Source organism: Arthrobacter sp. SLBN-53, from assembly GCF_006715585.1.
GTDB classification, from domain to species: Bacteria; Actinomycetota; Actinomycetes; order Mycobacteriales; family Mycobacteriaceae; genus Mycobacterium; species Mycobacterium neoaurum_A.
The window spans coordinates 3,397,130-3,415,749 of sequence record NZ_VFNN01000001.1; the positions used below are offsets into that span (position 1 = coordinate 3,397,130).

Below are 18,620 nucleotides of genomic sequence, written 5' to 3' on the forward strand. Positions count from 1 at the left end.
GAAGGAGGTGACGGATGGCCCAACGTGAATGGGTCGAGAAGGACTTCTACAAGGAGCTCGGTGTCACCTCTGACGCCGGCAAGGACGAGATCAAGCGGGCCGCCCGCAAGATCCTGGCCGAGAACCACCCGGACCGTAATCCCGGTGACTCCGCCGCCGAGGAGCGCTACAAGGCCGCCTCCGAAGCCAAGGAAGTCCTGACCGACGACGCCAAGCGCAAAGAGTACGACGAGACCCGTCGGCTGTTCGCCAGCGGCGGTTTCGGCCGCCGACCCGGCAGTGCCGGTGGTGGCTTCGGCGGGTTCTCCGGGGACGGAGTGGAATTCAACCTGGGTGACCTGTTCGACCAGGCCGGTCAGGCCGGCGGTGCCAACATCGGTGATCTGTTCGGCGGGTTGTTCGGCCGGGGTGCTCAACAGCCCCGGCCGAGCCGCCCCCGGCGCGGTAACGATCTGGAGACCGAGACCGAGCTCTCGTTCCTGGAGGCCACCAAGGGCGTGGCGATGCCGCTGCGGCTCACCAGCCCGGCTCCGTGCACCAATTGCCATGGCAGCGGCGCGCGTCCGGGCACCAGCCCGAAGGTGTGCCCCGGCTGTAACGGTGCAGGGGTGGTCAACCGCAACCAGGGTGCGTTCGGCTTTTCCGAGCCGTGCACCGAGTGCCGTGGCAGCGGGTCGATCATCGAGCACCCGTGTGACGAGTGCAAGGGCACCGGGGTGACCACCAGGACCCGCACCATCAACGTCCGGATCCCACCGGGCGTCGAGGACGGGCAGCGAATCAGGCTGGCCGGTCAGGGTGAAGCGGGTCTGCGTGGCGCCCCGTCGGGTGATCTCTACGTCACCGTGCACGTCCGCGCCGACAAGGTGTTCGGTCGCGATGGTGACGACCTGACCGTCACCGTCCCGGTTGCCTTTCATGAATTGGCGTTGGGGACAACACTTTCGGTGCCCACCTTGGAGGGAAAGGTCGGGGTTCGGGTGCCAAAGGGCACCTCCGACGGCCGGATCCTGCGGGTGCGTGGACGCGGGGTGCCCAAACGCTCCGGCGGTCACGGCGACCTGCTGGTCACCGTGAAGGTCGCCGTGCCGCCCAATCTGGAGGGTGAGGCGGCCGAGGCGCTGGAGAACTACGCAAAGGCCGAGCGGGCCACCGGATTCGACCCAAGGGCGGGTTGGGCAGGAAACCTGTCATGAGCCGCCAAGAGGACGCCCGGACCTTCCTGATCTCGGTGGCCGCCGAACTGGCCGGTATGCACGCGCAGACCTTGCGCACCTATGACCGGCTCGGGCTGGTCAAACCGCAGCGCAGCTCCGGAGGAGGTCGCCGTTATTCACAGCACGACGTCGACCTGCTCCGTGAGGTGCAACGGCTCTCCCAGGACGAGGGCGTCAACCTGGCCGGTATCAAACGGATCATCGAACTGACCAATCAGGTCGAGGCGCTGCAGAGCCGGGTTGCCGAGCTGACCGCTGAGGTCGACCGGTTGCGCAAACCCAGCACCGCGTTGGTGCTGTGGCAGCCCCGCGGGAAGCGTCAGTCGAGCTGACCGGCAGCGGCACGCATGCGGGCATGCGTGCCGCTGTACGGATCAGATTGCGGCAGCAGCGATTTGTGAATCTTCGTGACCGCGCTGTAGTTCACGTCGACGACGTTGGCCAGCGGTGAAAGGCACAGCTGAGAACACAGCTGGTAGGCATCCATGGTGGAGAGGTCATACAGTTCGGTGAGCCAACGGACCATCTCCACCTGCGAGCAGCGCCAGGCATCTTCCAGTGGGCGGGCCGATCCGACGGTCAGCAGGGCGTCGTCGTGTTCCAGGCGCGGCCACGCGGGTGCGCCGCCCTTGATCAGTTCCACGAGCACCGTGACGTTCATCGCGCCCTCCAGCGCGGTGCCGCAGGTTTCCCCTTCGCCCTGCCGGTAGTGGCCGTCGCCCACCGAGAACAGCGCACCTTCCACATTCACCCCGAGGTATACCGTCGTGCCGGCGCGCAGCTCGGGTGTGTCCATGTTGCCGCCGAAGTAGTCCGGTACCAACGTGGTTCGTACCTCCCGCAGCGCGGGGGCCACCCCGACGGTGCCGAGCATCGGAGCCAGCGGGACGGTCAGGGTGAAATCGGTTTCGTGCGCGGCGAACACGGCGGTCGATCGCGCTCGATCGATCTGGTAGATCCAGGTCTTCTCGGGTAGCGCAGGCTGCAGGCCCGCGGTCCGGTCGGTGCCGGTGAGTGCCCCGAACAGCGGAATGGTGGTCGATGCCGCCCAATCACGCGCCGGCTCCAGTGTCACGATGTGCAACGCCAATGTGTCACCGGGTTCGGCTCCGGTGACGTAGAACGGCCCGGTCTGTGGATTGAGCTCTTTGGGGTTGAGCACCTCACTCGGTTTGTCCGAGCTCGACGTCACTCGGCCCGCGAAGGCATCCTCGGTCCACAGTTTCAGCACCGTCCCCGGCGCCACCTCCATGATCGGATCGGCGCCCCCGAACGTCCATACGTACTGATCGGGGGTCGGGGTGAACTCAACGATGGGCACGCAGGTACTCCTCTGGGGTGACGGTGCGCAGCGCGCGTGGCAACAGGCAGGCGAATGTGGATCCGATGACCAACCACAGCAGTGCCTGGTTGGTCAGCGACGCGAGCCGGAAGTCGGCGAGGACGTCGGCGGGGAAGCCGTGCGGTGTCTCGTCGAACGACGGCAGGACCGACGCGACAAGTGGCACCGCCACCAGATATCCGGCCGTGGCCGCCACTGCCGACGGCCAGCCCCCGATGCGTGTGCGCAGCGCGAGCCCCACCGTCAGCGCCGCACAGGCGATGGCGACAGATCCGGCGATCATGACAAGGTAGGCGGTGGTCCTGGCGCCCACGGTGGCGTCGTCGCCGACGCCGGGTGGGCTCGCCGGATAGGTGAGCAGCGGCACCGCCGAGACGACGCAGAACGCCCCCGCGGCACCAAGTGCCGCCACGGTGCGCGGATCGGCAGGCATGCGCCGGTTGCGCAGCATGTTCAGCAGCACAGCGAGTGCGACGGCGAACAGCGCGCCCATGATGACCGCGAACATCACCGAGCCGACGGCGGCACCGATATTCTCCTGGACTGCCCTGCTGAACACCTCGGGCTCGTGTTCGTGCGCCTCCGCGGCAGGCCCGTGCGTGTGCGTGTGAACGCCCTCCATACCGATCGCCACATCGATGAGCGGGGCGATCTTCACCCGGGTGAAGCCGAAGGTCGCGATGCCGGCGAGGGCGCCGGCGCCGAGTCCCAGCCCGATGAGTCTCTTTTCCATTGTCGGAACCCTCTCAGTGGCAGGGGAAGCCGAGCAGATGGCGGGCGTCGTGCAGGAACTCGTGCACATGGGTGTCCGACCCGAAGACCGAGACCGCGCCCTGGTCGTAGCCGAGGAAGTAGTACGCGATCAGCGCGAGGGCGACAGTGCCGGTCAACCACATTGCCGAGCCGACGGCGGCATCGTCGGTGGGGGTGACTGCAGCCGCCCGTGCGGTGTGTGAAGTGCTCATGAGGGTTTCTCTCCTGACTATTATTTCCACGGAACAAATATTCCGCTGGTGTGTGATGGTCGCCGTCGACCCGGCCTGGCGCAACCGCTGCGAGCGGGAAAACCAGCTCTTGAAACGCATATTTAACAACGGATCGGCCGTGGGTAAATGTCGTGTTACGGATGCCCGGACGGATTGCGACCAGCGATTCGGCCGCGAATACTTCCACATCGAAGTGTTGTGCAGAATAATCAATCGACAGGAGCACCTCGCAAAATGCATGGTCCACACGACGTCGGCGGACGGGACGGGCTCGGTCCCATCGATCCCGCATTCCTGGAGCCGGACATACCCGATTGGCGCTACCCCTTCGAAGGCCGGATGCACGCCGTCACCGCGATGGCGATCGCCAAGGGTGCCTTCAATCTCGACGAGCAGCGGCACGGCATCGAACTCATGGGATGGAGCGATTACACCGATTCGACCTACTACGCACACTGGTTGTTCTCGGTGGAAAAACTGCTCAACGACAAGGGATACATCTCCCACGAGGAGATCGACGCTCGGATGCAGCAACTCGGTGCCCCGTCGATGAACCCACATCCGGAGAAGCCGGAAATGTTGTCCCCGTTCGCCGAAAAGATGGTCGACGTGCTGTGGAAGGGCACGCCCCATGATCTGCCTGCGGATGCACCACCGGCCTACGAGGTCGGTGCGACGGTGACGGTGCGCAACATCCACGAGGTCACCCACAACCGGCTGCCGGGGTATCTCAATCGCGCCACCGGTGTCGTCGCCAAGCAGTACGGGGCCTACCACGACCCCGCGGCCAGCGCCCACCAACAGACCGACGTCCCCCACCAGCTCTACATGGTCCGGTTCACCTCGACCGAACTGTGGGGCGAGGCCGCCGCCGAGAAGTTCGACCTGTACGCCGACCTGTTCGAGGACTACCTCGAACCCGCCAACTGACGAAACATCCAGGAAGAGAACACACATGGACTGGCTTTCACTATCCGATGTCGAGGCGCGGGTGAACGCGCTGGAATAGCTCATGGTCGAGAAGGGACTTGCCGAGCACGAGGCCGTCGACGCCGTCGTGTCGTCCTTCGAGAACGATATGGGCCCGGTCAACGGTGCCAAGGTCGTCGCGCGCGCCTGGACCGACCCGGAGTACAAGGAGTGGCTGCTGCGTGATGCCACCGCCGCGATCGCCGATATGGGATTCACCGGTCTGCAGACCGAACACATGGTGGCGGTCGAGAACACCGCGGAAAAGCACAACATCGTGGTGTGCACGCTGTGCTCGTGCTACCCGTGGACGCTGCTGGGCATCCCGCCGGCGTGGTTCAAGTACCCCCAGTACCGCGCCCGCGTGGTCAAGGAGCCGCGCAGCGTACTGGCCGAGTTCGGGGTGACACTGTCCGACGATGTCGCCATCGACGTCTGGGACAGTAGCGCCGAGATCCGCTATCTCGTTGTCCCGCAGCGTCCGTCGGGTACCGAAGGGCTCTCGGTCGACGAACTGGTCGATCTGATCAGCCGTGACTCGATGGTGGGAACCGCACTGGTCTCCGCGGGGCAGGAGAGCTAGATGACCATCACCCAGGATGTCACCGATATCGTCGGATTCGACGACCAGGACGGCGCGACGGCGCTGCCTCGATCCAACGGCGAGCTGATCTTCGACGCACCATGGCAGGGCCGGCTGTTCGGGCTCGTCGTGCACCTCTGCAAGGCAGGGACCTTCGAGTGGGACGAGTTCAAGTCACATCTCATCGCGGTGATCGACGAATCCGGGCTCAGCGATGTCTGCGACCCGGCGGTCTACTACCGCCAGTTCGGGGAGGCGTTCTGCCGACTGGCCGCGCAGAAGGGCTTCTTCGACGCCCCGACCCTGGAGCGCCGCACCCTCGTCGAGGGGCAGCGGCTGGCGCACGCAGGCCATGAACACGATCACGACCACGACCATGAGCACGACCATGACCATGGGCACGCTCACTGATGGAGAACATGCGATGAGCAAGGCCACTGCGCTGTCCATCAGTGTCGGAATCTTCGGCGCCCTGTCGACCTGGCTGACCGCCGCCGTCTGGCCGCTACCCGTCTGGGTGTTGTTCCTGGCGTGGGCGTCGTTCTTCTTCGTCGGGTCCGGGATCGGTGGGCTGTTGAAGTCGGTGGCGTGCAACTGGACGGGCATCGCCATCGCGACGTGCACCCTGCTGGCGGTCAACGGAACCGAGAGTGCGGTACTGCTTGCCGTCGCCGTCGGGATCGGCAGTCTGGCAATGGTTCAGGTGTCGCGGCTGCCGTGGCTGTCGGCGACGCCGGCGATCGTCTTCGGTTTCGCGATGACCGTCGGCACCATTGCGGCGACCACGCATCCGATCACCACCTCCGGTGTCTCCAATCCGGCGCTGATCGCCGCGACGACGGCCCTGGTGGGCGCGGCCTTCGGCGTGGCGTCGGAATGGTTGGCCCAGATCGTGCTGCGGGCGTGGCCCGTGCCCGGCGAAGCCCCCGATATGGCGCAGCCGGCGTGAGTGTGCGGGTCGTGATGAGGCCGGATATCCTGCACGAACCCAATTATTCGAGATGGAAGAGATGAGCGGGGGAGCGGTGCCGACGACGACCGGTCCGGACAGCGTGTCGGAGGTCCTGTTCCGGGCCGGCCGGTGGTGGTCGGATGCGTTGGCGAGTGGACTGCTGGACGCCGATATCACCAGCATCGACGGGTGGCGTGTGCTCGGATCGCTGCGCGGCGGCGACGGATTCACGATGAGCGATATCGCACTTGCCCTGACGATTCCGCCCCCGTCCCTGACCAGGATCGTCGACAAGCTCGTCGACGGCGGGTTCGTGGTGCGTCGGGTCGATGCGATGGATCGCAGGCGGGTGCTGATCTACCTTTCGGCGCGGGGAAAGACCAAGGTGCGCAAGTTGGTTCGACAGGAGGGCCTGGTCAAATCCGCCCTGATCGACGAATTCGGCGAGGACACCGCGGTCCATCTGATCCGCACACTGGCGCGGGTCAGCGACCTGTCGATGCCCACCCCCCGCTGAACCGGATCGGGTCTGAGCTGTGCGGGCCGCAGGACAACTTTTCCTCGAGCCAACAGTTGCGCAACGCGGCGGTAACGACAGCGGTCGATGATCGAACCCGGATGGTGGCGGGACGGAGATGCGGTGATGTTCGACGAATCGGCACGGATCCGGCGCGACACCATCGACGTCGCGCTCGTGGTGCCGTTCAGCGGATCGGCCGGTATCTACGGTCCGTCGTGTGAAGCCTGTGCCGAACTCGCCATCGCCGATATCAACGCCGGACCGGGACTACTCGGCAGACAGGTGCGATTGATTCCCGTCGACGGAAGTCGCGCGCCGACAGTCGTCGCGGCCGAGATCGCCGCTTTGATCGATCTGGGCGCCGTCGATGCGGTGACCGGCTGGCACATCTCACCGGTGCGCAAGGCGATCGCCGAGATCACCGCCGGCCGGGTGCCGTATGTCTACGGGCCGCTGTATGAGGGTGGCGAGCGCACTCCCGGTCTCTTCCTGACCGGCGAAACCCCGTCCAGGCAGCTGCTGCCGGCGATGAACTGGATGAAATCGGAGTACGGCATCGATCGCTGGGTGGTGATCGGTAACGACTACGTCTGGCCACGGGAGACCGGGTCGACGGCGCGGGTTCACGCCAGGGCGTCCGGGCAACCGCTCCTGGCAGAGATGTATTTCCCGCTGGGTACCGACGATTTCGGGGCGGCAATCCGCCAGATCGAACAGACCGAGGCCACCGGGGTCCTGCTGCTGTTGGTCGGTGGCGACGGTGTCGCGTTCAACCGCCAGTTCGCGGCCGCGGGCCTGGGGCGGGCGGTACCCAGACTGAGCCCGCACGTCGAAGAGAACATGCTGCTGGCCAGCGGGCCCGAGAGCAACGAGGGCCTGTTCGCCGCGGCCGGATACTTCGAGGCGCTGAACACCACTGCCAGCATGGATTTCGCCCGCCACTATTACGGTCATTTCGGGGCCGCGGCGCCGGCCCTGAACAGCATCGGTGAATCCTGTTACGAGGCACTGACATTGTTCGTGACGCTGGTCTCGCGCGCCGGCTCACTGGGCATCGAGTCGATGACCATGGCGGCGACCGACCTGCGTTACTCCAGCCCGCGCGGCGAGGTGCGGATGCACGGCAACCAGATGTCCCAGGACATCTACATCGCCGAGGCGTTGGGGCTGGATTTCGAGGTGCGGGAGAGGATCTCGGCCGCTTGAACGGTGATGCTGAACTCGAACTCCGCGGGGTCGCCCTCGGCCACCCGGTAGTCGCCGCGGCGTAACGCGTCGGTCGGCGCCGCCATGGGCTCGATGGCGACCAGATCAGCACCCGGCGGCGCGAACAGCTGGGCCGCCGGATAGCCGCGACCGAAACGCACCTCGATGCACCGCCCTCCGCCGGCGATGGCGAACACCGCGCCCTCGGGCACCTCGTCGAAACCGTCGTCGAGCGCGCGGTCGGCCAGCGGCTCCGCAGACGCCGGCCATACCTGGTGCTCTCCGGTCGGCAGACCGGCATCGTCGACCGGCAGCCATCGCATGCCAGGAGTGCTCAACACCCAGTCGGCACGTGGCACGTCGGGGATCGTGAGATACGGGTGATAACCGAAGCACAGCGGTACCGCGACGCCGGGCTCCGGCGCCACCGTCGTCGCAATGGTCAGCGTCCGGTCTGCCAGCCGTACCCGCTGGGTCAGCACATGCGGAAACGGGAACGCCGCCAACAGCTCCGGGGTCGTGTACTCCAGGACCGCGAGCAGTTCGTCGGCCGAATGCTGTACCTGCCAGCCGGGGTGCGCGGCCAGGACCCCGTGCATCGGCGCGCCCTGCGGATCGGTCCGCACACCGGGCGCGCCGTCCAACCGCACCGTCGTGGTGCCGACCGCATAGTCCTTGCCGCTCAACCTGTTCGCCCACGGATACAGGATCGGGATGCCCATGGTCTTGCCGTCGGCGATGTAGGCATCCAGGCCGCGGCGCTGACCGAGGAACTCGGTGCCATCCTCGGCAAGCGAGGTGCCGATCATGCCCGCACCGGGGACGAAGGTCGCGCTCAGCGAGGACGACCGATCATGGAGCACCAGGGATTCGGGCATGGCCCGTCCTTTCACGAGAGCGGATCGTGCTGGATGCGCTCCGGTGGCGCACCCTTGGCGATCAGCGCGGCCTTCGTCGCGCTCACCATCTGTGGCCCGCCGCAGATCAGGATCTGCCGGTCGCCCCAGCCGCCGTAGCGTGTCACGACCTCGGGGAGCAATCCGGTCTGGCGCACGTGCAGGCCGCGCGGTGGTGTGTGATCCGGGTAGTCGGCGGCCCACGGCGGATCGGTGGAGAATTCGGACACCGGCGTCACCGACAACCACGGGTTTATCGACGCGATCTGCCACAGTGTCGGCAGATCGTAGAGGTCGCTGGGGTACCGGCCGCCGAAGAAGAGGTGCACGCGCGGGTTCTCCGCCTCCCGGCACAGATCCATGATCAGCGAACGCAACGGGGCCAACCCGGTGCTACCTGCCACCATCAACACGTCACCGGCGTCGCGGTCGACATGCAGGCCGCCGAGCGGGTGCGACAGGCGCCAGCGGTCGCCGACCGTCGTCTCACCGATGATCGCCGGGCTGACCATGCCGCCGATCACGGAGCGGATGTGGAACTCGACGGCCCCGCTGCCGTCATCGGGGATCGCCGGGCTCAGATAACGCCACCGCCGCGGCCACTGCGGAACCTGGACCGTGACGTACTGCCCGGGGTGATACGGCAGCCGCCGGTCCAGTTGCAGCCGGATCACCGAGACATCCCGGGTGGCGCGGATGTGCTCGACGACCGTCCCGTCGCAGAACGGTGGCCCCTGCTCGGCGTCGGCGGCGCCGCGCATCACCCCGATGACCAGATCCACGAAGTCGACGGTCGCCTCGGCGATCCGGCCGTCCCACACATAGGTCAGATGGCCGTGCAGGGTCGCCAACAGCGCTTCCCGCATGGTGTCGTAATGGGCGTGCGTCACACCGTATTTGCGATGATCGCGACCCAGTTGGGCCAGGAAGGCCACCGGTTCCTCGGCGCGCTGGGCGATCATCTCACCGAGTAGCCAACCCAGCGCCTGGCTGAACGCGCGGCGCTGGGGAGCCATGTCCGGCGGGAACAGGTCGCGCACGTTTGTGTCGATGGCGAACCAGCGGGTGTAGAAGCGGCCGATCAACGCGTCCGAATGGGGGCCGTTGGGGTCGACGGCGGCGCGCAGGGTCTGCAGCGCGTCACGGTCATCGAGTCCCACGTCCGCCGAGTTTAGGTGAGTCGCCACCAATACCGACGTACGGCAGGTTGCCGCGATACCGTGTGCACCATCGAGGAGACGACGGCGATTCTGGTGTTCCACCCCGGCGGTGACGGCCCGTTCGAGCGGTGGGCCGACACGGTGCTGGCATCCGCGTCGGACGCGCCCGGTCATATCGCGGCGTGGGTGTCGGTGGCCGAGGAGCCCTTCGAGCCGGCGGTCGCGATGAGCTTCAGCACCTGCGCCGCGGTCGACGACTGGTTGGACAGTGCGCAGTGTGCAGAGGTGATGCGTGCCGGTGCCGCGCTCGGCTGGCGGTCCGCCGCGCCGGCACTGCTGCTTGACGGGACGGGTGCACCGCCACCCGGAGTCAGTGCATTCCGTCATCAGCTCAGGGCGGGCCGGGTCGGCGAATTCCTGGAATCGCAAACCCTTCTCACCGCGGCGGCGAGCGGATTCAGCGGTTACGAGGGCACCTCATTGTTCGTGCAGGGAGGGTTCGTGCAGGGTGAGTTCGTGCAGGGTGCGGAGGAAGCGCTGTCCGTGCTGCGATTCCGGACCGACCGACAGCTGGCCGCGTGGACGTCATCGCGCCAACGGGAGAATGCCCTGCCCGTCCTGCGGTCGAGCCTGCGGGGTGAGTTCTCATCGGTGTCGGGTACCACCGCGTTCGGCACCACGGTGCGCACCGAGGGCGGCCGGGTGCTGATGACGCCGAACTGGAAGTCGGCCATGCTGGTGATGCTGGTTCTCTACCCGACGGTGATGCTGTTGTCGAGATTCCTCGGGCCGCAGCTGGATCGCTCGGGGGCGGACCCGTGGCTGGCGTTGTGGCTGAGTCAGGTGGCCAGCGTCGTCCTGATGCAGTGGTGGCTGATGCCCTGGGCGTCAAAACCGTTCCGGCGCTGGCTCGATCCGGTCGAGGGCTCGGGCTGGCGCAGCAACGTGGCCGGCGCCACGGCGATCGCGCTGGCCTACGTGGTGACGCTGTGGCTGTTCGGGACGGTCCGGTGGCTGCAGTACTGGGACTACACCAACTGACCAAGCCAATCGATTACGCCAACCGGCTATCCCAACCCGTGAATACCCTTGTACAGCACCATGATGCCGATCACGACCAGAATGGCGGCGACCAGCGTGGCGTGCTGGTGCTCCATCCACATCCGCAGCCGACGCAGTGGTCCGGCCAGTCGCTCACCGCTGATCGTGTAGGCCACGATCGGCACGATGACGGTGCTCGCGGCGACCACCACGAAGTAGGGAACCGCAAGCCAGGCGTGCTCGATACCGACGCCGGCGCTGCCGATGGCCAGCCCGGCGGCGATGCAGATGAACAGCACCTTCGGGTTCACCACCGCCAATACCGCCGCGGTCGCTGCCGCGCGGGCCGGGGTCAGGCCGCTGAGCTTGCGCATCCAGGCCGGCGAGTGCTCTGACTTGTGCCGGGTGGCGAACCGGTAACCGCCGAACACGATCAGCGCGGCGCCCACCACCAGCCGCAACCAGGACGCCCAGCCCGGGGGTTCGTCGAACGATCCGACCAGGCCCGAGGCAGCCACGAAAACCGAGGTGAGCACCCCGAGGCCGACCAGCCAGCCGGCCAGGTACGCCAGCCCGGTGGGGCGCGGCCGGGCGCTGTCCAGGGCGAGCACCGCCGGGATGATGGACAACGGGGACAGCGCGATCACCATTGCCAGCGGGGCGAGCTCGGCAAGTAGCGATCCCCAACCTGTGGTCATGCAGCAGAAGGTAGCAAGGTGCCGGTCAGTATTCGCACCACTTCCACCGGCCGCCCTCCCTGGCGAAGGCGATCTCGTCGGCATTCACACCGTGATTTTCGATCACCGCTCGCGCAGTCGAACCGTCGATCTCCAGCTCCAGGATCGTCAGATCCAGTGTGCCCTCGGAACGCGCGTCCTCGAGGTGCTGGTCGGTGAACACGTCCTGGGCCAGCAGATCCGAGCACATCAACTGCCGCAGACCATCGTGATCCCTGGTGTTCCAGGCTGATTCGAACTTCTCGACGAGTTCGGCGACCTGGTCCTGCGGCGACCAGGCTCAGGGCCACGCAGATGAGGACCACCGGCCGTGTCATGGTCGTTGCGAGGACCCTTCGACATCGTTGTGCCCGAGGGTGTCGACGAAGCGGGGGCCGACGCGGGCGAGCTCGTCGCGATAGCCGGTGACCCACGCCCCGAAGGGCCGGTGAGCCAGGTATTCGTTGCGGAACCGGTCGTCCTCGGAGACCTCGGTGGCACAGAAGGCCGGAATGGTCAGGTCGACCACCGGTGCGTTCCGCTCGACCTCGGCCAGCAGCAGCGGGGCGTTGAGGCCGAGGAACCGGTCGATCACCCAGCCGTCCTCGCCGAGCCAGGCCGAGTAGCGGACCTTGGCGATGACATGCTCGGCGCGCGCGACGATCTGCCCGGCGACCATCGGGTCCAGATTGCGTTCGGCCTCGTATCGGGTGCCACCGGCGGCGGGGCCCTTGGCGGTCATGGTGCCGATGGCGTCGTCGCCGAGCGCGTCGATCAGCTCGGCCGGGGTGGCGTCGAGGTTTTCCGGTGCGGAACCCTGCAGACGGATGCGCACCGCGTACCCGTCGGCGGCGAACAGGTAGGCCTGCACGATCAGGGCGGGTCGGGGATCGAGGGCGGCGACGGCGGGCAGCTCTTCGACATAGAACTTGCGCTCGAACTCGAAGTCCCCGAATTCCTGGGATTCGGACATGAACCGACGTTAGTCCCTAGCGGCCACTCCGGCCGGGCGCGGAGACTGTGTGTCACCGACGTCAAAAAAAGATAGACTTGAGCGGAACAGACTCAACCTTGACTGCGTTGCACTACACGACAAGCATTTTTACCAAGCTGCACAACCTAGAAAGGTAGGTGTCGTGGACTCGTTCAATCCGACCACGAAGACCCAGGCGGCACTGACCTCGGCCTTGCAGGCGGCGACCACCGCAGGCAACCCGCAGATCACTCCCGCCCATCTGTTGATGGCGTTGCTCACCCAGAACGACGGCATCGCTGCACCACTGCTGGAGGCGGTCGGAGTAGAGCCCGCGACCATCCGGGCCGAGGCCGAGCGCATGCTCGGGCGGCTTCCCAGCGTCTCGGGCTCCACCTCGCAACCCCAGCTGAGCCCGGATGCGATCGCGGCGATCACCACCGCCCAGCACCTGGCCACCGAGATGGATGACGAGTACGTCTCCACCGAGCACCTGCTGTACGGGCTTGCCAGCGGCGACTCCGATACCGCCAAGCTGCTCACCGGTGCGGGCGCGTCCCCGCAGGCATTGCGTGACGCCTTCGTGAAGGTGCGCGGCAGCGCCCGGGTCACCAACCCGGATCCCGAGGGCACCTATCAGGCGCTGGAGAAGTACTCCACCGACCTGACCGCGCGGGCGCGCGAAGGCAAACTCGACCCGGTCATCGGGCGCGACAACGAGATTCGTCGTGTCGTGCAGGTGCTGAGCCGCCGGACCAAGAACAACCCGGTACTCATCGGTGAGCCCGGTGTCGGCAAGACCGCCATCGTCGAGGGCCTGGCCCAGCGCATCATCGCAGGCGATGTGCCGGAGTCCTTGCGGGACAAGACCGTCGTCTCACTGGACATGGGGTCCATGGTGGCCGGCGCCAAGTATCGCGGTGAGTTCGAGGAGCGGCTCAAGGCCGTCCTGGATGACATCAAGAACTCCGCCGGACAGGTCATCACCTTCATCGACGAGTTGCACACCATCGTCGGCGCCGGTGCCACCGGCGAATCCGCGATGGACGCGGGCAACATGATCAAGCCGATGCTGGCGCGCGGTGAACTGCGTCTGGTCGGCGCGACCACGCTCGACGAGTACCGCAAGTACATCGAGAAGGACGCCGCCCTGGAGCGCCGTTTCCAGCAGGTGCTGGTCGGGGAACCCTCGGTGGAGGACACCGTCGGCATCCTGCGCGGCCTCAAGGATCGCTACGAGGTGCACCACGGTGTGCGCATCACCGACTCGGCGCTGGTCGCCGCCGCCACCCTCTCCGACCGGTACATCACCAGCCGCTTCCTGCCGGACAAGGCCATCGACCTGGTCGACGAGGCCGGGTCCCGGTTGCGGATGGAGATCGATTCCCGGCCCGTCGAGATCGACGAGGTCGAGCGATTGGTCCGGCGCCTGGAGATCGAAGAGATGGCGCTGGCCAAGGAGGAGGACGACGCATCCAAGGACCGGCTGGAGAAGTTGCGGGCCGAGCTCGCCGACAAGAAGGAACAGCTTTCCGAACTGACCACGAGGTGGCAGAACGAGAAGGGCGCCATCGACGTCGTGCGCGAACTCAAGGAGCAGCTCGAATCGCTGCGTGGCGAGGCCGACCGGGCCGAGCGTGACGGTGATCTGGCCAAGGCCTCCGAGCTGCGCTACGGCCGTATCCCCGAGGTGGAGAAGAAGCTCGACGCCGCACTGCCGGTCGCCGAGGCCCGCGAGAACGTGATGCTCAAGGAGGAGGTCGGGCCCGACGATATCGCCGAGGTGGTGGAGGCCTGGACCGGTATCCCCGCCGGGCGCATGCTCGAAGGCGAGACCGCCAAGCTGCTGCGCATGGAGGAGGAGCTGGGCAAGCGCGTCATCGGGCAACGTTCGGCGGTCCAGGCCGTCAGCGATGCGGTGCGCCGCAGTCGTGCCGGAGTGGCCGACCCGAACCGGCCGACCGGCTCGTTCATGTTCCTCGGCCCGACCGGTGTCGGTAAGACCGAGCTGGCCAAGGCGCTGGCGGAGTTCCTCTTCGACGATGAGCGCGCCATGGTCCGCATCGACATGAGCGAGTACGGCGAAAAGCACTCCGTCGCGCGACTGGTCGGTGCGCCTCCGGGCTACATCGGCTACGACCAGGGCGGCCAGCTCACCGAGGCGGTGCGCAGGCGTCCGTACACGGTGGTGCTGTTCGACGAGATCGAGAAGGCTCACCCGGACGTGTTCGACGTGCTGCTGCAGGTGCTCGACGAGGGTCGGCTGACCGATGGTCAGGGCCGCACGGTCGACTTCCGCAACACCATCCTCATCCTGACGTCCAACCTGGGCGCTGGTGGCAGCGAGGAGCAGGTGATGGCGGCGGTGCGCTCGGCCTTCAAGCCCGAGTTCATCAACAGGCTCGACGATGTGCTCATCTTCGATGCGCTGAACCCGGCGGAGCTGGTCTCCATCGTCGACATCCAGCTGGCCCAGTTGCAGAAGCGGCTGGCTCAGCGGCGTCTGGTGCTGGAGGTCTCACTGCCTGCCAAGCAATGGCTGGCCGAGCGCGGTTTCGATGCGCTCTACGGCGCCCGCCCGCTGCGCAGGCTGGTGCAGCAGGCCATCGGCGACCAGCTGGCCAGGATGTTGCTGGCCGGCGACGTGCACGACGGCGACGTCGTCCCCGTCAACGTCAACGCGGCAGGTGACGGTCTGGTCCTGGGCTGACGCCCGACGAACCACTCCGTTGCTGCGCTCGCCCGGGACCGATCGGCCGGCCGACTGGCCACTTATCGCACGGTTTCGCAAAGATTCCGTGCGATAAGTGGCCGCTCGGCGCTGTGGAGACAGTGCGGAGACAGGGTGGAGACAGATTGTGACCACTTCGAGTTCTGGCGAATCCGGGTCCAGCAAGTACGCTGAAGGCGATGGTTCCTCTCTGGTTCACGCTGTCCGCACTCTGCTTCGTGAGTGCGGCAGTCCTGTTGTACGTGGATTTCGGCCGTCGGCGAGGTCTAGGCCGACGCCGTAAGTCGTGGGCGAAGTCGCACGGGTTCGACTACGAACACGAATCCGCCGACATCCTCGACCGCTGGAAGCGCGGCGTGATGTCCACCGTCGGTGACAGCGCCCACGCCCGCAATGTGGTGCTCGGCCAGATCCGCGGCGAGGCGGTCTTCATCTTCGATATCGACGATGTGGCCACCGTGATCGCCCTGCACCGCAAGGTGGGCACCAATGTGGTGGTCGACCTGCGGCTCAAGGACATCAAGGAGCCCCGCGAGAGCGATATCTGGCTGCTCGGCGCGATCGGCCCGCGGATGGTGTACTCGACCAACCTGGATGCGGCCCGGCGGGCCTGCGACCGCCGGATGGTGACCTTCGCGCACACCGCACCGGACTGCGCCGAGATCATGTGGAACGAGCAGAACTGGACGTTGGTGGCCATGCCGGTCACCAGCACCCGCGCCCAGTGGGACGAGGGCCTGCGCACGGTGCGCCAGTTCAACGACCTGCTGCGGGTGCTCCCGCCCGTGCAGCAGTCCGGCACCAACGGCGCCCGCGCCGGACAGCCCGCGCTGGCCCGCCGGAGCGGCTCCCCGAGCCGGCCGCTGGCGGCCCGGCCCGCTGCGCTGCAGAGCCCGGCCGAATTGCCAGCCGGTCGCGGCGATCAGCCGCCGAGCCGCAGCGATGTGAGCCGCTACACCCAGCAACGCCCGCCGGTGCACCAGCCCCGCCAGGCGCCGCACTTCCAGCGGTAGATGCAGGTTCTCATCACCGGCCCGACCTCGGGCATCGGTGCCGGATTCGCCCGCCGCTATGCCGCGGACGGCCATGACCTGATCCTGGTCGCCCGCAATGCCGACAGACTGAGGGCGCTGGCCACCGAACTGGGTGATCGGCACGGTGTCTCCGTCGAGGTGCTCCGCGCCGACCTCGCCGACCGGGCCGGCCGCGATGCCGTCTGCGCACGGCTGCGCGACGGCGTGCAGGTGCTGATCAACAACGCCGGGTTCGGCACCTCCGGTGAGTTCTGGACCGCGGACTACGCGCAGCTCCAGTCCCAGCTCGACGTCAACGTCACCGCTGTCATGGCGCTCACCCACGCCGCGCTGCCCGCCATGCTGGCCGCCGGCACCGGCACCGTCATCAACGTCGCCAGCGTCGCCGGCCTGATGCCGGGTCGTGGATCGACCTACTCGGCCTCCAAGGCATGGGTGATCGCCTTCTCCGAGGGGTTGGCCAACGGCCTCGGCGGCACCGGGGTCGGCGTCCACGCCCTGTGCCCCGGATTCGTGCGCACCGAATTCCACGAGCGGGCCGGTATCGACATGGCCGGAACCCCGTCCTGGTTCTGGCTGGAGGTCGACGATGTCGTCGAGGACACCCTCGCCGGCGTTGCCGACCACGAGGTCGTCATCGTGCCGGGCCTGCAGTACAAGGCGCTGACCACCGGCAGCCGACTGCTCCCGCGAACCCTGTTGCGCGCCTTGACGAAACGAGTCGGCAAGGGCCGTGATCGCACGTGATCCGCACCGCCATCGCGCTGCTGGCGGCCGTCATGCTGGTGGCCGGATGTGCAGCCGGTGATGACCACCAGGGGCCCTTCGGTGCCCAGCAGGCCATCCTCGGCGAGGCCCAGTCGCTGCTCGGCTGGAACATCTCGGTGGCCAATCTGCGCTTCGAGGGCAACCAGGTGCTCGTGGACGTCGACGCAGCCGTCGCCGACGAGAACGCCGACCATGTGGCCGCGGACAGTCTGCGCTTCGGTCTCTACGGCGCGCTGTCGCATCCGCTGGAGGCCACCGCCGTCGGCAGCTGCGACTCGGTCACCGACCTGAACCTGCAACCGGTCACCGCCGCCGATCCCGCCAGGCTCAGCGGCACCGTCTGTCTCGGGCCGCTGCGCGATCAGAGTCAGGTCCGCGGCATCTACGTCTATTCGCCCAAGGACCGGATGCCGAAGACCACCGTCGCCTACCCGGCCGCCTTCCCGCTGGGCCTGGCACCCACACCGGACAACGACACCGGCTTGGTCATCACCTCCACCAGCGTCGACGGATTCGCCGCCGACGGGTCGCAGCTGCGGCCCGAGGCGATCGGTGATCCCGACGCGTTCACCGGTAACGGCTACATGTTGCTCGGTCTGTCGATCGACGGTCTGGCGCAGCGGTATCGGGAGGATTCGCAGAACCGCGGCGGGCCGCTGATGGTGCTCACCGGTCCGACACTGCCGGGCAAGGGCCTCTCGTATGCCTGCTCGGCGTACGGGTCCTCGCTGCTGGTGTTGCCCGACGAGACCCGCGATGCCGTCGCGATCCGGGCCTCACTGTGCACCCAGGGCGAGATCAACGCCGCGCTGCTGTACCCGACCGTCTCGGTGGTCGGTACCCACGCCGCGTTGTGGACCACCCCCGATGACTGAGTCGCCAGGACCCACTGAGTGGGGCGAGAGTCCGGGCGTCGGACCGTGGCAAGGGCCCCTGCCCACCGGAGCGGACGCCGCCCGATACGACCCTGAGCTGCTACGCGCCGGTGACACCCGCAATGTCGTCGACGCATACCGGTACTGGACCCGTGAGGCGATCATCGCCGATATCGACCGGCGCAGGCACCCGTTGCACATCGCGATCGAGAACTTCGGCAGCGACGCCAATATCGGCACCGTGGTGCGCACCGCCAATGCGTTCGCCGTGGACACCGTGCACATCGTCGGGCGGCGCCGTTGGAACCGTCGCGGCGCCATGGTCACCGACCGCTATCAGCGGCTGCGCCACCACGAGGACACCCCCGCCCTGTTGGCCTTCGCCGCCGAAGCCGGGCTGACCGTCGTCGCCGTCGACAACGTGCCCGGCTCGCGCCCGCTGGAGACTGCGGTCCTGCCACGCGACTGCCTGCTGGTGTTCGGTCAGGAAGGCCCGGGGATCACCCCGGAGGCGTCCGCCGGCGCGGCGTTCACGGTGTCCATCGCGCAGTTCGGCTCGACCCGCAGCATCAATGCCGGCGTGGCGGCCGGTATCGCGATGCACGCCTGGGTCCGCACACATGCCGACATAACCGCGGCCTGGTAGGGCAA

The 18,620-nt window shown here is 67.1% G+C and carries 22 protein-coding genes; 14 read left to right on the top strand and 8 right to left on the bottom strand.

From position 1 onward, the window contains the following. The first annotated feature begins 14 nt into the window (after nucleotides 1-14). Nucleotides 15-1,196 carry a molecular chaperone DnaJ gene (gene dnaJ, locus FBY28_RS16200; protein ID WP_141868400.1) on the top strand — a complete coding sequence of 394 codons (1,182 nt, stop codon included), beginning with the start codon at nucleotides 15-17 and terminating at the stop codon, nucleotides 1,194-1,196. Next, nucleotides 1,193-1,549, top strand: coding sequence for a heat shock protein transcriptional repressor HspR (locus FBY28_RS16205; protein ID WP_019512839.1), 357 nt, complete (start codon nucleotides 1,193-1,195; stop codon nucleotides 1,547-1,549). Before dnaJ ends, FBY28_RS16205 begins: the two co-directional genes overlap by 4 nt. Here FBY28_RS16205 and FBY28_RS16210 read toward each other — a convergent pair. Genes FBY28_RS16210 through FBY28_RS16220 form a run of 3 tightly spaced genes read right to left on the bottom strand, consistent with a single transcriptional unit; the run spans nucleotide 1,537 to nucleotide 3,524 of the window. Next, nucleotides 1,537-2,538 carry an acetamidase/formamidase family protein gene (locus FBY28_RS16210; protein ID WP_141868402.1) on the bottom strand — a complete coding sequence of 334 codons (1,002 nt, stop codon included), beginning with the start codon at nucleotides 2,536-2,538 and terminating at the stop codon, nucleotides 1,537-1,539. The genes FBY28_RS16205 and FBY28_RS16210 overlap by 13 nt on opposite strands. Beyond that, entirely contained in the window at nucleotides 2,525-3,292 is a 768-nt protein-coding gene (locus tag FBY28_RS16215) for a CbtA family protein (RefSeq protein ID WP_141868404.1), read from the bottom strand. Before FBY28_RS16215 ends, FBY28_RS16210 begins: the two co-directional genes overlap by 14 nt. A 13-nt stretch (nucleotides 3,293-3,305) precedes the next feature. Beyond that, entirely contained in the window at nucleotides 3,306-3,524 is a 219-nt protein-coding gene (locus tag FBY28_RS16220; RefSeq protein ID WP_174241655.1) for a CbtB domain-containing protein, read from the bottom strand. Nucleotides 3,525-3,779: 255 nt separating this feature from the next. Here FBY28_RS16220 and nthB point away from each other — a divergent pair, with 255 nt between their 5' ends. The 6 genes from nthB to FBY28_RS16250 all read left to right on the top strand — a co-directional run bounded on the left by nthB (nucleotide 3,780) and on the right by FBY28_RS16250 (nucleotide 7,775). Continuing rightward, complete coding sequence (gene nthB / locus FBY28_RS16225; RefSeq protein WP_141868406.1) at nucleotides 3,780-4,475, top strand: nitrile hydratase subunit beta; 696 nt, start codon at nucleotides 3,780-3,782, stop codon at nucleotides 4,473-4,475. A gap of 82 nt (nucleotides 4,476-4,557) precedes the next feature. Further along, on the top strand, nucleotides 4,558-5,097 hold the full coding sequence (nthA, locus tag FBY28_RS16230; RefSeq protein ID WP_216847750.1) for a nitrile hydratase subunit alpha: 540 nt from the start codon (nucleotides 4,558-4,560) through the stop codon (nucleotides 5,095-5,097). Beyond that, a complete protein-coding gene (locus FBY28_RS16235) occupies nucleotides 5,098-5,508 on the top strand; it encodes a nitrile hydratase accessory protein (protein WP_141868408.1) in 411 nt (136 codons plus the stop codon). It abuts the gene before it with no gap. A gap of 13 nt (nucleotides 5,509-5,521) precedes the next feature. Further along, nucleotides 5,522-6,046, top strand: a complete 525-nt coding sequence (locus tag FBY28_RS16240) for a DUF1097 domain-containing protein (RefSeq protein WP_141868409.1) — start codon at nucleotides 5,522-5,524, stop codon at nucleotides 6,044-6,046. 61 nt (nucleotides 6,047-6,107) lie between these two features. Beyond that, nucleotides 6,108-6,566: a MarR family winged helix-turn-helix transcriptional regulator gene (locus tag FBY28_RS16245; RefSeq protein ID WP_216847751.1), complete on the top strand. Its 459-nt coding sequence runs from the start codon at nucleotides 6,108-6,110 to the stop codon at nucleotides 6,564-6,566. 87 nt (nucleotides 6,567-6,653) lie between these two features. Further along, nucleotides 6,654-7,775, top strand: a complete 1,122-nt coding sequence (locus FBY28_RS16250; RefSeq protein WP_216847752.1) for a substrate-binding domain-containing protein — start codon at nucleotides 6,654-6,656, stop codon at nucleotides 7,773-7,775. On the opposite strand, the gene FBY28_RS16255 is transcribed toward FBY28_RS16250, so the two are convergent. Together FBY28_RS16255 and FBY28_RS16260 are read right to left on the bottom strand one after the other, a co-directional pair. Continuing rightward, complete coding sequence (locus FBY28_RS16255; RefSeq protein WP_141868412.1) at nucleotides 7,715-8,653, bottom strand: aldose 1-epimerase; 939 nt, start codon at nucleotides 8,651-8,653, stop codon at nucleotides 7,715-7,717. The two genes, FBY28_RS16250 and FBY28_RS16255, sit on opposite strands and share 61 nt — an antisense overlap. A gap of 11 nt (nucleotides 8,654-8,664) precedes the next feature. Next, complete coding sequence (locus tag FBY28_RS16260; RefSeq protein ID WP_141868414.1) at nucleotides 8,665-9,831, bottom strand: FAD-binding oxidoreductase; 1,167 nt, start codon at nucleotides 9,829-9,831, stop codon at nucleotides 8,665-8,667. 60 nt (nucleotides 9,832-9,891) lie between these two features. On the opposite strand from FBY28_RS16260, the gene FBY28_RS16265 reads away from it, so the two are divergent. Further along, nucleotides 9,892-10,872, top strand: a complete 981-nt coding sequence (locus FBY28_RS16265; RefSeq protein WP_141868416.1) for a putative antibiotic biosynthesis monooxygenase — start codon at nucleotides 9,892-9,894, stop codon at nucleotides 10,870-10,872. Nucleotides 10,873-10,898: 26 nt separating this feature from the next. Here the strand turns inward: FBY28_RS16265 and FBY28_RS16270 are convergent, their stop codons facing one another. The 3 genes from FBY28_RS16270 to FBY28_RS16280 all read right to left on the bottom strand — a co-directional run bounded on the left by FBY28_RS16270 (nucleotide 10,899) and on the right by FBY28_RS16280 (nucleotide 12,561). Continuing rightward, nucleotides 10,899-11,570: a GAP family protein gene (locus tag FBY28_RS16270; RefSeq protein WP_141868419.1), complete on the bottom strand. Its 672-nt coding sequence runs from the start codon at nucleotides 11,568-11,570 to the stop codon at nucleotides 10,899-10,901. A 25-nt stretch (nucleotides 11,571-11,595) separates the two neighbouring features. Continuing rightward, complete coding sequence (locus FBY28_RS16275; protein WP_141868421.1) at nucleotides 11,596-11,799, bottom strand: hypothetical protein; 204 nt, start codon at nucleotides 11,797-11,799, stop codon at nucleotides 11,596-11,598. Nucleotides 11,800-11,922: 123 nt separating this feature from the next. Continuing rightward, complete coding sequence (locus FBY28_RS16280) at nucleotides 11,923-12,561, bottom strand: CYTH domain-containing protein (protein WP_141868423.1); 639 nt, start codon at nucleotides 12,559-12,561, stop codon at nucleotides 11,923-11,925. A 163-nt stretch (nucleotides 12,562-12,724) separates the two neighbouring features. Here FBY28_RS16280 and clpB point away from each other — a divergent pair, with 163 nt between their 5' ends. The 5 genes from clpB to FBY28_RS16305 all read left to right on the top strand — a co-directional run bounded on the left by clpB (nucleotide 12,725) and on the right by FBY28_RS16305 (nucleotide 18,615). Further along, the gene (clpB, locus tag FBY28_RS16285) at nucleotides 12,725-15,271 is read left to right on the top strand and encodes an ATP-dependent chaperone ClpB (protein WP_019512823.1); all 2,547 of its coding nucleotides are present in this window, start codon (nucleotides 12,725-12,727) and stop codon (nucleotides 15,269-15,271) included. A 200-nt stretch (nucleotides 15,272-15,471) separates the two neighbouring features. After that, nucleotides 15,472-16,305 (top strand): trehalose monomycolate transport factor TtfA, encoded by an 834-nt coding sequence (gene ttfA, locus FBY28_RS16290; RefSeq protein WP_141868425.1) that lies wholly within the window; start codon nucleotides 15,472-15,474, stop codon nucleotides 16,303-16,305. After that, nucleotides 16,306-17,073: an SDR family NAD(P)-dependent oxidoreductase gene (locus FBY28_RS16295; RefSeq protein WP_141868427.1), complete on the top strand. Its 768-nt coding sequence runs from the start codon at nucleotides 16,306-16,308 to the stop codon at nucleotides 17,071-17,073. It abuts the gene before it with no gap. Next, nucleotides 17,070-17,969 (top strand): hypothetical protein, encoded by a 900-nt coding sequence (locus tag FBY28_RS16300; RefSeq protein WP_216847753.1) that lies wholly within the window; start codon nucleotides 17,070-17,072, stop codon nucleotides 17,967-17,969. Before FBY28_RS16295 ends, FBY28_RS16300 begins: the two co-directional genes overlap by 4 nt. After that, nucleotides 17,962-18,615, top strand: coding sequence for a TrmH family RNA methyltransferase (locus tag FBY28_RS16305; protein WP_019512819.1), 654 nt, complete (start codon nucleotides 17,962-17,964; stop codon nucleotides 18,613-18,615). The genes FBY28_RS16300 and FBY28_RS16305 overlap by 8 nt, the downstream gene beginning before the upstream one ends. Nucleotides 18,616-18,620: the final 5 nt, after the last annotated feature.

What these genes read in the sequence shown, in the direction of transcription:
- nthB (WP_141868406.1), top strand. Translation starts at nt 3,780, where the DNA reads ATGCATGGTCCACACGACGTCGGCGGACGGGACGGGCTCGGTCCCATC.
- FBY28_RS16240 (WP_141868409.1), top strand. Translation starts at nt 5,522, where the DNA reads ATGAGCAAGGCCACTGCGCTGTCCATCAGTGTCGGAATCTTCGGCGCC.
- dnaJ (WP_141868400.1), top strand. Translation starts at nt 15, where the DNA reads ATGGCCCAACGTGAATGGGTCGAGAAGGACTTCTACAAGGAGCTCGGT.
- FBY28_RS16280 (WP_141868423.1), bottom strand. Translation starts at nt 12,561, where the DNA reads ATGTCCGAATCCCAGGAATTCGGGGACTTCGAGTTCGAGCGCAAGTTC.
- FBY28_RS16255 (WP_141868412.1), bottom strand. Translation starts at nt 8,653, where the DNA reads ATGCCCGAATCCCTGGTGCTCCATGATCGGTCGTCCTCGCTGAGCGCG.
- FBY28_RS16215 (WP_141868404.1), bottom strand. Translation starts at nt 3,292, where the DNA reads ATGGAAAAGAGACTCATCGGGCTGGGACTCGGCGCCGGCGCCCTCGCC.
- FBY28_RS16305 (WP_019512819.1), top strand. Translation starts at nt 17,962, where the DNA reads ATGACTGAGTCGCCAGGACCCACTGAGTGGGGCGAGAGTCCGGGCGTC.
- FBY28_RS16270 (WP_141868419.1), bottom strand. Translation starts at nt 11,570, where the DNA reads ATGACCACAGGTTGGGGATCGCTACTTGCCGAGCTCGCCCCGCTGGCA.
- FBY28_RS16205 (WP_019512839.1), top strand. Translation starts at nt 1,193, where the DNA reads ATGAGCCGCCAAGAGGACGCCCGGACCTTCCTGATCTCGGTGGCCGCC.
- ttfA (WP_141868425.1), top strand. Translation starts at nt 15,472, where the DNA reads ATGGTTCCTCTCTGGTTCACGCTGTCCGCACTCTGCTTCGTGAGTGCG.
- FBY28_RS16250 (WP_216847752.1), top strand. Translation starts at nt 6,654, where the DNA reads ATGATCGAACCCGGATGGTGGCGGGACGGAGATGCGGTGATGTTCGAC.
- FBY28_RS16235 (WP_141868408.1), top strand. Translation starts at nt 5,098, where the DNA reads ATGACCATCACCCAGGATGTCACCGATATCGTCGGATTCGACGACCAG.
- FBY28_RS16295 (WP_141868427.1), top strand. Translation starts at nt 16,306, where the DNA reads ATGCAGGTTCTCATCACCGGCCCGACCTCGGGCATCGGTGCCGGATTC.
- FBY28_RS16220 (WP_174241655.1), bottom strand. Translation starts at nt 3,524, where the DNA reads ATGAGCACTTCACACACCGCACGGGCGGCTGCAGTCACCCCCACCGAC.
- nthA (WP_216847750.1), top strand. Translation starts at nt 4,558, where the DNA reads ATGGTCGAGAAGGGACTTGCCGAGCACGAGGCCGTCGACGCCGTCGTG.
- FBY28_RS16245 (WP_216847751.1), top strand. Translation starts at nt 6,108, where the DNA reads ATGAGCGGGGGAGCGGTGCCGACGACGACCGGTCCGGACAGCGTGTCG.
- FBY28_RS16275 (WP_141868421.1), bottom strand. Translation starts at nt 11,799, where the DNA reads ATGTGCTCGGATCTGCTGGCCCAGGACGTGTTCACCGACCAGCACCTC.